Raw genomic sequence first — 12,865 nt, 5'->3', positions numbered from 1 at the left:
AAGGGACGTAACCCATGACCGCCAAGAGCGTGGTCGTCCTCGACTACGGCTCCGGCAACGTCCGCTCCGCGCAGCGCGCCCTGGAGCGCGTCGGCGCGGAGGCCGTCATCAGCTCCGACTTCGCCGAGGCGATGAACGCCGACGGGCTGCTCGTGCCCGGCGTCGGCGCCTTCGCCGCCTGCATGGAGGGCCTGAAGGCCGTCAAGGGCGACCGGCTGATCGGCCGCCGCCTGGCCGGCGGCCGCCCGGTGCTGGGGATCTGCGTCGGCATGCAGATCCTCTTCGCCCACGGCGTCGAGCACGGCGTCGAGACGGAGGGCTGCGACGAGTGGCCCGGCACCGTCGAGCCGCTGCGCGCGCCCGTGGTGCCGCACATGGGCTGGAACACCGTCAAGCCGGCCGAGGGCTCCGTGCTCTTCGCCGGGCTGCCGGAGGACAGCCGGTACTACTTCGTGCACTCCTACGGCGTCCGCCACTGGGAGATGAACCCGATCGAGCAGCTGCGCCCGCCCAAGGTGACCTGGTCCGAGCACGGCGAGCCGTTCGTCGCCGCGGTGGAGAACGGCCCGCTCTCCGCCACGCAGTTCCACCCCGAGAAGTCCGGCGACGCCGGCGCCGCCCTCCTCAAGAACTGGATCGACACGCTGTGACCGAGAAGCTGACGCTGCTGCCCGCCGTCGACGTCCGCGACGGCCAGGCCGTGCGCCTGGTCAAGGGCGCCTCCGGCTCGGAGACCTCCTACGGCGAGCCGCTGGCCGCCGCGCTCGCCTGGCAGAACGCCGGCGCCGAGTGGATCCACCTGGTCGACCTCGACGCCGCCTTCGGCACCGGCGACAACCGCGCGCTGCTCGCCGAGGTCACCGGCCGACTCGACGTCAAGGTCGAGCTGTCCGGCGGCATCCGCGACGACGACTCGCTGCGCGCCGCGCTCGCCACCGGCTGCGCCCGGGTCAATCTCGGAACCGCCGCGCTGGAGTCCCCGGAGTGGGTCGCCAAGGTCATCGCCGAGTACGGCGACCGGATCGCGGTGGGCCTCGACGTGGTCGGCACCACGCTGCGAGGCCGCGGCTGGACCAGCGAGGGCGGCGACCTGTACGAGGCGCTGGCCCGCCTCGACGCCGAGGGCTGCGCCCGCTACGTCGTCACCGACGTGGACAAGGACGGCACGCTGACCGGTCCCAACCTGGAGCTGCTGCGCAACGTCTGCGCCGCCACCGACCGGGCGGTCGTCGCCTCCGGCGGCGTGTCCTCGCTGCAGGACCTGCGTGACATCGCGACGCTGGTGCCGGAAGGTGTGGAGGGGGCCATCGTGGGCAAGGCCCTGTACGCGCAGGCGTTCACGCTCGAAGAGGCTCTCGCAGCAGTGTCCTGACACCGATGGAGGTCGCGGGATGACGCAGGATCGGCGGCACGTGGGCGGGTACTCCCCCTGGGAGGACCAGTACGGCTTCGCACGTGCCGTCGCCATAGGGGACTTCGTCTTCGTCTCGGGCTGCACGGCCTGGGACGACGGCTCGGTCCGGTTCGAGGGATCCCCCTACGACCAGACCGTGGCCGCCTTCGGGGTGGCCCTGGACGCGATCTCCCGCTTCGGCCTCGGCAAGGCGGACGTGGTCCGCACCCGTCTCTACGTCACCCACGCCCGTGACACCGACGAGGTCGGCCGGGCCCACCGGGACATCCTGGCGGACGTCCGGCCGGCCTGCACGATCGTCGTCGTCAGCGCCCTCCTCGACTCGCGCATGAGCGTCGAGGTCGAGGTCGACGCGTACAAGAAGAACTTGGAGCTTCCCTGATGACCCTCGCGGTCCGCGTGATCCCCTGCCTGGACGTCGACGCCGGTCGGGTGGTCAAGGGCGTCAACTTCCAGAACCTGCGCGACGCGGGCGACCCGGTCGAGCTGGCCAAGCTCTACGACGCCCAGGGCGCCGACGAGTTGACCTTCCTGGACATCACCGCCTCGTCCGGTGACCGGGAGACGACCTACGAGATCGTGCGCCGCACCGCCGAGCAGGTCTTCATCCCGCTGACCGTCGGCGGCGGCGTCCGCACCGTCGACGACGTCGACAAGCTGCTGCGCGCCGGCGCGGACAAGGTCGGCGTCAACACCGCCGCCATCGCCCGCCCGGAGCTGATCCGCGAGATCGCCCGGCGCTTCGGCCGCCAGGTGCTGGTGCTGTCGGTGGACGCGCGCCGCGCGCCCGAGGGCACCGAGACCGCGTCCGGCTTCGAGGTCACCACGCACGGCGGCCGCACCGGCACCGGCATCGACGCGGTGGAGTGGGCGACGCGAGCCGCCGAGCTCGGCGCGGGCGAGATCCTGCTGAACTCGATGGACGCGGACGGCACCAAGGACGGCTACGACCTCGACATGATCGCCGCCGTCCGCAAGGCGGTCTCCGTCCCGGTCATCGCCAGCGGCGGCGCGGGCAAGCTGGGCGACTTCGCCCCGGCGGTCGGCGCGGGCGCTGACGCGGTGCTGGCGGCGAGCGTCTTCCACTTCGGCGATCTGACGATCGCCCAGGTGAAGGAGTCGCTGCGCGAGGCGGGCCACCCCGTCCGGATCTGACGGGGCGACATCCGAACGGCCCCGTCCGGATTGCGGGGCCCTCGCCGCGGCCCTGAACTGGACGGGTGCGCAAAGGCATCCTGCAGCGACTCGGCGAATGGTGTGCCCGCCACGCGATCATCGTGATCGTGGTGTGGCTGGCTGGACTCGGTGTGCTCCACGGGCTCCAGAACAGCTTCGGCGGCACCTACTCGGACGACTTCAGCCTCCCCGACAGTCAGTCGCAGAAGGGGGCCGACGTCCTCCAGGCGAACGCGCCCAGCATCGGCGGCACCAGCGCCCAGGTGGTGCTGCACGACGCGAAGCCGCTGACGGACTTCACCACCCAGGTGAACCAGGCGGTCGCCTCGCTGCAGAAGCTGGACCACGTCCTGTCGGTGCAGAACCCGCTGCCGCAGACGAACTCCTCCGGCACCACGACCCAGACCGGCGCGCTGTCCAAGGACGGGACGATCGGTTACATCACCGTCCGGTTCGACCAGAACCCCAGCGCGCTGGGGACGGACTACCTGAACGGGGTCGACGCCGCGGTGGCGCCGCTGCGTTCGGCGGGGGTGCAGGTCGAGTACGGCGGACCGCTCGGCGAGGCGGCGAGGCCGCATGCCAAGGACCTGACCAGTGAGGCCATCGGCTTCGCGGTGGCGATCGTGGTTCTGGTCGTCGGGTTCGGCAGCCTGATCGCGGCCGGACTGCCCCTGGTGACGGCGCTGATCAGCGTCATCGTCGGGCTCAGCTGCCTCAGCCTGCTGGCGGCCGCCATCGACTTCGCCAGCGTGTCGCCGACCCTGGCCACCATGATCGGGCTCGGCGTCGGCATCGACTACGCGCTGTTCCTGATCACCCGGTACCGACAGCTGATCATGGACCGGGTGGAGCCCCACATCGCGGCCGGCGTGGCGGTCACCACCAGCGGACGGGCCGTCCTCGTCTCGGGCTGCACCGTCATCGTGGCCCTGGCCGGGCTGTACGTGTCGGGCCTGAGCTTCATCGGCCGGCTCGGCATCGCGGCGGCGGTCACCGTGGTCACCGCGGTGGCGGGCGCGCTCACGTTGGTGCCCGCGCTGGCGGGCCTGATCGGGCGTCGGATCGACCGTTTCTGTCTGAAGACCCCCGTCGCCGAGGGCGGCCCGGTGGCCGGCGACGACGCCGTGGAGAAGTCCGGCGAGCCGCAGCACGGCTTCTGGCACCGCTACGCCAAGCGCGTCGAGCACCGCCCGTGGTGGTTCCTGGCGGCCGGTGTGCTGGTGCTGGGCATCCTCGCGATCCCGCTGTTCTCGATGCGGCTCGACCACATCGACGACGGCGCCGACCCGACCTCCTTCACCGACCGCCGCGCGTTCGACCTGATCAGCCAGGGCTTCGGGCCGGGCGCCAACGGGCCGCTCACCCTCGTCGTGGACCAGACGAACGTGCCGTCGAGTCAACGTTCCACGTTGGCTTCCAACCTGCAGAAGTCGCTGACCGGGGTGCCGAACGCGGCCAGCATCAGCCCGCTCCAGGCCACCAGCAACGGCAACGTGCTGACCGGCACGGCGATCTCGACCCAGCGGCCGCAGGCCGCGGACACGACGCACCTGTTCAACCACCTCAAGGACGTGTCGCTGCCCCAGGGCGCCAAGGGGACGGCGGCCACCACCTACGTGACCGGGGTGACCGCGGCCCAGCAGGACTTCACCGAGATCATCAGCGCCCGGCTGGCGCTGATCATCGTGGTCGTGGTCTGCCTCGCCTTCCTGATCATCCTCGCCGTCTTCCGGGGCCTGCTGGTCGCGCTGAAGGCCGCCGTGCTGAACCTGTTCTCGATCGGCGCCTCCTACGGCGTGGTGGTCGCCGTCTTCCAGTGGGGCTGGGGCGGGACGGCGCTGGGCGTCGCCGGCAAGGTGCCGATCGAGAGCTACGTGCCGATGATGATGTTCGCGATCATCTTCGGGCTGAGCATGGACTACGAGATCTTCCTTCTCTCCCGGGTGCACGAGGCCTGGATCCGCTCCCAGCGGGCCGAGGACAGCGTCGCCTACGGTCTGGAGATCACCGCCCGGGTGATCACCTGTGCGGCACTGATCATGTTCAGCGTCTTCGCGGCCTTCATCCTGAGCGACAACATCGTGGTGAAGATGCTGGGGCTCGGCCTCGCCGTCAGCGTCCTGGTGGACGCCACCGTCGTCCGGCTGCTGCTGGTCCCTGCCGTGATGACGCTGCTCGGACGGCACGCCTGGTGGGCGCCCCGGTGGCTGGACCGGATCCTGCCGCACCTGGACACCGAGGGCGAGGCGGCCCTCCACCAGGCGACGTCCGGGTCCGCGGCGAAGGGCTAGCGTCGGGGCTCAGCCGACCAGGGGTCCGGTCACCGGGAGCACGACCTCGCAGGGGACCGGCTGCGGGTGGGCCGGGTCCAGGGCGTTGAGCATGTCCGTCAGCGCCACCGGGTCGTAGGCGATCTCCAGGTGGTCCGACTGGTCCAACCCGCACTGGTCCTGCACGGTGATGTTCGTGACGTTGGGCGCGGCCGGCAGGAAGGCGTTGGTGTAGGGGGTGACCACCTCGTCGTCCTTGGTTCCGACCACGGTGTAGTCGATGCCCGGCACGGTCTCGCCGCCGGCATTCAGCGCGGTGAGGAACGGCGAACCGATCTCCTGCTCGACGCAGGCCGCGCAGGGCCCGGAGAGGAAGGCGTTCGCGGGCTCCAACAGACCGAGCTGGCGCCCGAATTCGGTGATCCCGTCGAGGGTGGTGCCCTGGTTGGTGGGGGAGAGGGCGACCAGCTTGGCGACCTTGTCCGCGCCGCCCAGGTTCTTGATGTAGTAGCGCGGCATCATGCCGCCCTGGGAGTGGCCGACCAGGTCGACCTTGGTGGCGCCGGTCGCAGCGCGGACCTGGTCGACGAAGGAGGAGAGCACCGCGGCGCCGTCCTCGATCGCGCCGACGCCCTGGATCGGGGAGGAGGCGCCGGGGCCGCCGTAGTCGAAGGTGTAGACGCAGTAGCCGTTGTCGGCGAGCAGCGGTGCGGCGCCGCCCCAGTTGTCGTTCCCGCTCTCCAGCGTGCCGTGCACGAGGACCACGGGCTCGGGGTGGGCGGCGGAGGGCTGGCAGCTCCAGTCGTTCGCCCCGGCGGGGGCGCTGCCGGGGAAGAAGAAACCGGCGGTGAACCCGGTTCCGAAGTGGTAGTTGACGGGATACCAGGCGGCGGCAGCGGGCTGCGCCGCGAAGGCGCCCACCGCGATCATCGCCGCCGTCACGCCCATGGTTCCTCTACGCATCGTGGACTCCGTCCTGAGCCGGTAGTGCGTGTCGATATCGGCGCAGATCGTGGAGCCGGAAAGCGGGGTCGGTCAACAATAAGAACGCTGCGAAGGCGAATCGTGCGCGCAGGTGCACGCATCCCGTGCGGCGAGGGTGCGAAACGCTCACGAAACCTCGCGGAACACGCACGCGCCCGCCTATTGACCCGCCGGTAACATCGCCGCATACTGACCGGTAACGTCGGAGGGAGCAGCCTTGAGCGACCCGTGGAGCGCGCTGCCCAGGGGCCTCGCGGCGGAGCTGCGCAAGGAACAGCAGACCATCGCCGCGGAAATCATCAGGGAGATCAGGAAGCAGGTCCCTGAATTCTCCAGGCCGCTCGCCGGTTATTTCGGTGCGGGAATCCAGCGTGGTGTCGAGAGTGCGCTCTCCGAATTCACCGACATGATCGAGGGTGCGCGGACGGACGATCCCGGGCGGATGCACGTCTACCGCGCGCTCGGCCGCGGCGAGCTCGCCGAGGGTCGCAGTCTGGACGCGCTGCAGGCCGCCTACCGCCTCGGCGCCCGGGTCGCCTGGCGGCGCTACGCGCGCGTCGCGCGGCGGGTCGGGCTCGGCACCGAACAGCTCGTCGTGCTCGCGGAGGCGATCTTCGCCCATGTCGACGAGCTGGCCGCCGCCTCCGTCCAGGGCTACGCCCTCGCCCAGGCCGACGAGGCCGGTGCGCGCGGGCGCTCCCGGTCACAGCTGCTGGCGCTGCTGGCCCGCGGTACCACTCGCCCGGAGCTGGAGAGCGCCGCCGCGCTCGCCGACTGGGCCCTGCCCTGGGAGCTGTGCGCGGTCGCGCTGCTGCCGGGGGAGGATCGCCCCCCGTACCGGCCCAGACCCGGCCTGCCCGAGCTCGTCCTGGCCGAACTCGACGGCCCCGAGCCGTGGTTGGTGGTCCCCGAGCCCGAGCTGCAACTGCGCGACGGCCGCCTCCGGGCGCTGCTGGAGGCGCGCGGCGGCGTGATCGGCCCGACCGTGCCACCCGAACAGACAGGGGACTCGCTGCGCTGGGCCCGCTCGCTGCGCGCGCGACTGCCCGAGACGGTGAAGACCCCCGTCGACTGCGAGGCCCACCTCACCGCGCTGCTGCTGCTCGCCGACCCCGCCCTGGTCCGCCTCATCGTGGCCCGACGGCTGCGCGCCCTGGACGAGCTGACGCCCAAGCAGCGCGGCCGCTTCGCCGAGACGCTGCTCGCCTGGCTGCAGACCAACCGCGGCAGCGCCCCCGACGTCGCCGCACGTCTCGGCATCCACCCGCAGACGGCGCGTCAGCGACTGCACCAGGTGCAGCGCCTCTTCGGTCCGGCGCTCGGTGACGCCGACACCCGCTTCGAGCTGGAGATCGCCCTGCGGGCGCGGATGGGCGCGGAACGCATCAGAGCCCGAACTTCGCCGCCCTGATCTGCTCCACGCTCTCCTCGGGCCCGTCGTACTCGACGTGCGCGTCGGCCTGACGCCCCATCATGAACAGCAGCAGCTCGCCCGGTTCGCCGGTCACGGTGACCACCGGCGCGCCCTTGCGGGCCACCGCGGTCTGCCCGTCCGGGCGGCGCAGCACCAGCCCGGCCGGCGCCTTGCGGCCGTTGAGGCGGGCCACCGCGGTCAGCCGCTTCCACAGGTACTCGCTGAGCTCCGCGTCCAGCACCCGGGGCGACCAGCCCGGCTGCGCGCGCCGCACGTCCTCGCCGTGGACGAAGAACTCCACCGTGTTCCCGGCGTCCTCGGCCCCCGGCAGCCGGAACGGCGAGTACGCGGGTGGACCCACCCGGATCGCCTCGACCAGCTCCTCGAACGGCTTGGCCGTGTACTCCGCCTGCACCCGGGCCAGCCGGGCCGCCAGCGGCTTGATCAGGATCCCTCCGGCCGCGTCCGGCCGCCGCTCGCGCACCACCACGTGCGCGGCCAGATCCGCGGTCCGCCACCCCTCGCACAGCGTCGGCGCGTCCGGGCCGACGCCCTCCAGCAGATCGGCCAGCAGCAGGCGCTCACGTCGTCCCAGATTCGACATGGGCCAAGCGTAGGCCCTGTCCGGCCTCTTGCCCGAGGGCGCGGGAGTCCCTACCGTCGCTGGCGTCGTCGCGTCGGGGCCGCGCAGTCACGGTGGTCCCGCCCGGCGCGGGAAAGCCGTTGGACCACCCCCCTCAGGAGGTCACGTGCGCGCCCCTGGACTCGCCCTGCTCGTCGTCCCGGCCATCCTCGGTGCCCTCACCCTGGCGCCCCCGGGTGCCGCCGCGGCCGGCGCTCCGGACCCCGGCGTCGGCGTGGTCCCGCAAGGGCTGCAGAGCGACGCCGCCTTCGCCGGCAGTGGCACGGCGGCCCACGTCAGCAGCACCGTCCCGACCGAGACCGCCGTCAGCTGCTACCGGCCCGAGGTGCCCTGGGCGGCGAACCACGGTCCGAACGACGGCTACAGCGGCGAGTCGGCCTGCCCCGGCGCGACCACCGGTGAGGACACCGGCGCCGCCGGCCCCTACGCCACCCAGGCCGGCAGCAACCCCGGCTACCCCGCGAGCGGGCCGATGCTGGTCAAGGACCACTCCGAGTCCGACATCCGGGTCGACCCGACCAACCCTCAGCACCTGATCGGCTCGTCCAAGTGGATCGTCAGCGCCGAGGGTTACAACCACGTGCTCGGCTTCTACGAGTCCTTCGACGGTGGCAGGTCCTGGCCGGTGCAGGGCCACATCCCCGGCTACGAGGGCTGGACCGACAACACCGACCCCGTCGGCGCGTTCGACAGCTACGGCGACTACTACGAGCTGCTGCTGCCCTACCAGTTCTTCTACAACGCCGACGGCAGCCACAACAGCTCCGTGGGCACCTCGCGCGAGGCCAACCCCGCGGTGCCCTCCGAGGTCATCTCGGTCTCCGTGCGCCCGCACGGCTCGACCACGGCCTCACAGTGGGTCAGCACCCACAACGGCCGGCCGGACTACGTCGCGAGCTACGACAGCATCGGCAACGGGCCCGACAAGCAGTGGATCACCATCGACACCAACCCGGCCAGCCCGCACTTCGACCGCGTCTACGCGATGTGGGTCGACTTCCACCACAACGTGCCGGTGCCGTTCGTCTCCTACGCCGACGCCCTGCCCGGCGGCGCGCACACCGACTGGTCGAAGCCGCAGGCGCTGCCCGAGCCGCCCAGCACCCCGCAGGGCGCCACCTACCTGCTGCCGCACGTCGCCCCGGACGGCAGCGTCTACACCTCGATCACCAACTTCGACCCGGCCCACCGGGCCTTCGGCGCCACCATGTTCGTCGACTCCTCCGCTGACGGCGGCGCGAGCTGGACCACCGACGGCACCGCCGAGAGCGGGGTGGTCGCCCCGGGGGCGACGTACAACAACACGACGTTCCGCAGCGGCATCGAGAACACCTTCGCCACCGGCACGGTCAAGGTGAACGGCCACTACCCGCTCTACCTCGCCTACGAGGACGACAGCACGGGCGTGGACGACGTGCTGCTCACCGCCTCCTACGACGGCGGCGCCACCTGGTCCGCGCCGGTCCAGGTGAACGACAACGCGACGCCCGCCGACGAGTTCCAGCCCAACCTCGCCGCGGCGCCGGACGGCACCGTCAGCGTCGCCTTCTACGACCGCCGGCTCGCCTGCCCCGCCGCCGGCACCGCCGAGGCGGCCGCGGCCGGCCTCGCCCTCGACGGCGCCAACCCGAACTACTCGGGTGCGCTCCCGCCGTACGGCGCGGCCAACTACTGCGTCAACACCGCGATCCAGTTCTACGGCCCGAGCCTGAACCCGATCGGGCAGAACATCCGGCTCTCGCCGCACTCCTTCGACCCGCAGCTGAACTCGCCCAGCGAGTCGGCCACCGGCAACCCGACCTTCCTCGGGGACTACTTCGGGAACACGGTCGGCCAGAGCTCGACAGCGCAGAGCTCGACGGCGCAGAGCTCGACGGGGCAGAGCGGCGCGGGAGCTGTCGACTGGACCAGCTCCGTCACCACCTACGACGACGGCGGCAACCCGGCCAACCGCCAGCAGCAGCTGGTCACCTCGATCCCCGTTCCGTGACGTGACATGACGTGGCGCTCCGCCCGCGGGGGCGGAGCGCCACGCGCCGGGCGCTGGACTAGCCGAGCGTGAAGTCGTCCGCGTAGACGTCGCCCTGGCCGTACCAGCCGTGGACGTAGACGGTGACCGCGCCGCTGCTGCCGGTGGTGAAGCTGACCGACAGCTGGTTCCAACTGGAGCTGTTGGACCAGGTGCTGGCGGAGGCGCCGCCGCTGACGCCGATGTAGGCGTACGGGCCCTGCACCCACCCGGTCAGCGTGTAGCTGTGGTTGGGCTGCAGCGTGACGGACTGGTCGCACTCGCCCGTGGTGCTGGAGGACGGGGCGACCTGCAGCGCGTGGCTGCCGGAGTGGACCGGGCTGCTGACCACGCCGCTGCCGGACTGGCAGGTCCACGGGCTGAGGCTGCCGCTCTCGAACCCGGCGTTGGCGAGCGAGCCGCCCCCGCCGCCTCCGCCGCCGGAGGAGGTGACGGTCAGCGAGTAGGTCGCGGTGTGGCTGCCGGAGGCCGCCGCGCCGGTGACGGTGATCGGGTAGGTCCCGGCGGCCACCGAGGAGCCGACCGTGGCGGTCAGCGTGGAGCTGTTGCCGGAGGTGACGGAGCTCGGGCTGAACGAGACGCTGACGCCGGAGGGCGCGCCGGAGGCGGACAGGCTGACGCTCTCGGCGCTGCCCGCCGTCACGCCGGTGGCCACGGACGCGGTCGCGCTGCCGCCCTGGGCCACGGACGCGGAGCCGGGGGAGAGGGAGAGCGAGAAGTCGCTGGTGCTGCCGCCGCCTCCGCCGCCCGAGGAGCCCTCGTAGGGCACGAACGCGTCGGTGAAGGCGAGCGGGCTCTGGCTGATCTCGCTGCACGTGGGCAGCGAGTTGGCGCTGCCGCCGCACGCCTGGTCGCGGGTGACCGCCCAGAAGGCGAGGCGGCCGACGCCGTTCTGCGCGGCGAAGTTCTCCACCGTCTGCGCGTCGGCGAGGGTGAAGGTCGAGCCGTCGTCGTTCTTGCCGATCATCGGCGTGATGCCGAGGTTGGCGTAGGTGTAGCTCGGGTCCACGGACTGCATCTGCGCGAGCGTGGCCTGCGCGGCCGAGACCGCGCCCTGGCCCATCTCGGTGCCGGTGCCGGCGTAGTAGTCCATGGCCATGACGTTGACGACGTCGATCTTGATGCCGGCGTTCTTCGCGGCCTTCAGGATGTTGACGCCGTCGCCGGTCAGACCGCTCGTCAGCACCGGCAGGGTCATGGAGAACGTCAGGCCCGGGTTGCTCGCCTTGAGGTCCTTCATGGCCTGCATCTGGCGGGCGGCGGAGGCGGTGTCGGCGACGGCCGCGCCCTCGACGTCGAAGTCGAGCTGGTTGACGCCGTAGTCGTTGATGATCGCCTGGTAGCCGGCGTCGATGCTGCTCTGGGTGGAACAGGTCCAGGCGAGCGGCTCGCCGCTGGCGCCGCCGGAGGAGATGATCACCGAGGCGCCCTCGGACTTCGCCTTGGCGATCTCCGGGTCGGTGTAGGAGTCGGCGCCGATCGGCAGCGTGTCGCCCCAGATCTGGTTGCAGCCCTCGCCGAGGACGAAGGCGGCGGTGTAGGCCTTGAGACCGTGGCCGGTGATCGCGGTGTCGAGCAGGCCCTCCTGGCCGTTCGACATGTCGACATAGGGAGCCACGGAGTAGACGCTGGTTGCGGCGGTGCTGCTGGTGGGGGCCAGCAGGCCGACCGCTCCGGCGGTGGCGAGCGCGAGAGCGCACGCGGAGCCGGTGAATCTCGCCAAGCGCATGACAGAGATCCCTTCGGGGATGCCCCAAGGGTGTGGGGGAGTGTGGGGGTTTCCGTGCGCGGCCAGGCCTGGCGAGACTACGAAACAACGTTCGTGAGTCCGCGTCAATAGGACTAGACCAACTTGCCTGCGCTCATCGGACCAGCGGGGCCGTCAACTTCCGTGCGCCCTGGTAACTTCCGCCCGAAAGTGCGCAGGTGACGGTGTGTCGACCACCCTGGTACTCGGCCAGGCTCGGATACAGCTCGTAGTACTGCAGCTGTTTGACGCTCTGCTTCTGGTAGGCCGCGGCGTTCAGCGGCTCGCACAGCTCCAGCGCCTTGTGCAGGATCGCCGGGTAGTCGGCCAGGTCACCGGGCAGCGTGGTCAGCCGGGTGACCTCGGCGTCGTGGGGCGTGGTGCAGGCGCGTTTGGCCAGCAGGGTGAGGCTCCGGGTGAACGCCGGCGAGTCGAAGCAGTCGCCGGGCTGCAGCGAGATGTAGGCGAAGGTGTTCGGCAGCGACGGCGACGGACTCGGCGAGGGCGACGGCGCGGCCTTGGACGGCGAGGGCGTCGGCTTCGCCTGCGGAGCGGCGGCGGGTTTCGACCGGAGCGCCAGCAGCAGGATCAGCGCCACCGCCACGAGCAACGCCACCAGTGTCACGGCCAGGCCGAGACGTGAGCCGCGCAGCCGCCCGAACCCCCCTGAGAGCCCCATGCGCCCCAGCATGCCGTCTGGCGGGGTTCGGCAACAGAGCACGGGCGACAGGGGCCGTCGCCGCTGTGGTTGCATTGGACGCATGTCCGCAACACCTGCCCTCCCGAACACCACCGCCCTCGACCCGGCGATCGCGGCCCGCCTCAAGCGCGACGCCCACGGGCTGGTCCCCGCCATCGCCCAGCAGTACGACACGGGCGAGGTGCTGATGATGGGCTGGATGGACGACGAGGCGCTGCATCGCACCCTCACCACCGGGCGCTGCACCTACTGGAGCCGCAGCCGCGCCGAGTACTGGGTCAAGGGCGACACCTCCGGCCACGTCCAGCGGGTCAGGTCCGTGGCGCTGGACTGCGACGGCGACACCGTGCTGGTCAAGGTCGACCAGACCGGCGCCGCCTGCCACACCGGCGACCGCACCTGCTTCGACGCCGGCTCGCTCCCCGTCACGGGTGGCTGAGGCGGTCACCGGGGGCTGAGACGGTCCGGCTCGGCGGAGGCCGAGC

Annotated in this window: 12 protein-coding genes; 8 read left to right on the top strand and 4 right to left on the bottom strand. The window is 71.5% G+C overall.

Annotated features, from left to right (window positions below; translation table 11 throughout):
* Positions 1-14 precede the first annotated feature (14 nt).
* The 5 genes from hisH (at position 15) to DN069_RS16800 (ending at position 4,884) form a co-directional block, all read left to right on the top strand.
* Positions 15-650 (top strand): imidazole glycerol phosphate synthase subunit HisH, encoded by a 636-nt coding sequence (gene hisH, locus DN069_RS16820; protein ID WP_111501816.1) that lies wholly within the window; start codon positions 15-17, stop codon positions 648-650.
* Positions 647-1,372 (top strand): bifunctional 1-(5-phosphoribosyl)-5-((5-phosphoribosylamino)methylideneamino)imidazole-4-carboxamide isomerase/phosphoribosylanthranilate isomerase PriA, encoded by a 726-nt coding sequence (gene priA / locus DN069_RS16815; RefSeq protein ID WP_111501815.1) that lies wholly within the window; start codon positions 647-649, stop codon positions 1,370-1,372. Before hisH ends, priA begins: the two co-directional genes overlap by 4 nt.
* A gap of 19 nt (positions 1,373-1,391) precedes the next feature.
* A complete protein-coding gene (locus DN069_RS16810; RefSeq protein WP_111501814.1) occupies positions 1,392-1,796 on the top strand; it encodes a RidA family protein in 405 nt (134 codons plus the stop codon).
* Entirely contained in the window at positions 1,796-2,569 is a 774-nt protein-coding gene (gene hisF / locus DN069_RS16805) for an imidazole glycerol phosphate synthase subunit HisF (protein ID WP_111501813.1), read from the top strand. The genes DN069_RS16810 and hisF overlap by 1 nt, the downstream gene beginning before the upstream one ends.
* 65 nt (positions 2,570-2,634) lie before the next feature.
* Positions 2,635-4,884 (top strand): MMPL family transporter, encoded by a 2,250-nt coding sequence (locus DN069_RS16800; RefSeq protein WP_207892173.1) that lies wholly within the window; start codon positions 2,635-2,637, stop codon positions 4,882-4,884.
* A gap of 9 nt (positions 4,885-4,893) precedes the next feature.
* On the opposite strand, the gene DN069_RS16795 is transcribed toward DN069_RS16800, so the two are convergent.
* Positions 4,894-5,826 (bottom strand): esterase/lipase family protein, encoded by a 933-nt coding sequence (locus tag DN069_RS16795; protein WP_111501812.1) that lies wholly within the window; start codon positions 5,824-5,826, stop codon positions 4,894-4,896.
* 238 nt (positions 5,827-6,064) lie between these two features.
* Here DN069_RS16795 and DN069_RS16790 point away from each other — a divergent pair, with 238 nt between their 5' ends.
* The gene (locus tag DN069_RS16790) at positions 6,065-7,258 is read left to right on the top strand and encodes a PucR-like N-terminal domain-containing protein (RefSeq protein ID WP_111501811.1); all 1,194 of its coding nucleotides are present in this window, start codon (positions 6,065-6,067) and stop codon (positions 7,256-7,258) included.
* Here the strand turns inward: DN069_RS16790 and DN069_RS16785 are convergent.
* Positions 7,233-7,865: a TIGR03085 family metal-binding protein gene (locus DN069_RS16785; protein WP_111501810.1), complete on the bottom strand. Its 633-nt coding sequence runs from the start codon at positions 7,863-7,865 to the stop codon at positions 7,233-7,235. The genes DN069_RS16790 and DN069_RS16785 overlap by 26 nt on opposite strands.
* A gap of 145 nt (positions 7,866-8,010) precedes the next feature.
* Between DN069_RS16785 and DN069_RS16780 the strand changes: the two genes are divergently transcribed.
* Positions 8,011-9,894 carry a sialidase family protein gene (locus tag DN069_RS16780; protein WP_111501809.1) on the top strand — a complete coding sequence of 628 codons (1,884 nt, stop codon included), beginning with the start codon at positions 8,011-8,013 and terminating at the stop codon, positions 9,892-9,894.
* A gap of 58 nt (positions 9,895-9,952) precedes the next feature.
* Here the strand turns inward: DN069_RS16780 and DN069_RS16775 are convergent, their stop codons facing one another.
* Entirely contained in the window at positions 9,953-11,662 is a 1,710-nt protein-coding gene (locus tag DN069_RS16775; RefSeq protein ID WP_111501808.1) for a carbohydrate binding domain-containing protein, read from the bottom strand.
* 133 nt (positions 11,663-11,795) lie between these two features.
* Complete coding sequence (locus DN069_RS16770) at positions 11,796-12,359, bottom strand: hypothetical protein (protein ID WP_133259943.1); 564 nt, start codon at positions 12,357-12,359, stop codon at positions 11,796-11,798.
* An 82-nt stretch (positions 12,360-12,441) separates the two neighbouring features.
* On the opposite strand from DN069_RS16770, the gene hisI reads away from it, so the two are divergent.
* Entirely contained in the window at positions 12,442-12,819 is a 378-nt protein-coding gene (gene hisI / locus DN069_RS16765) for a phosphoribosyl-AMP cyclohydrolase (RefSeq protein ID WP_111501806.1), read from the top strand.
* Positions 12,820-12,865 lie beyond the last annotated feature (46 nt).

The sequence above is a fragment of the Streptacidiphilus pinicola genome (assembly GCF_003258295.1).
Classification (GTDB): domain Bacteria; phylum Actinomycetota; class Actinomycetes; order Streptomycetales; family Streptomycetaceae; genus Streptacidiphilus; species Streptacidiphilus pinicola.
Note: the sequence above shows the minus strand (reverse complement) of the source record. Positions and strands in the feature narration are given on the sequence as shown.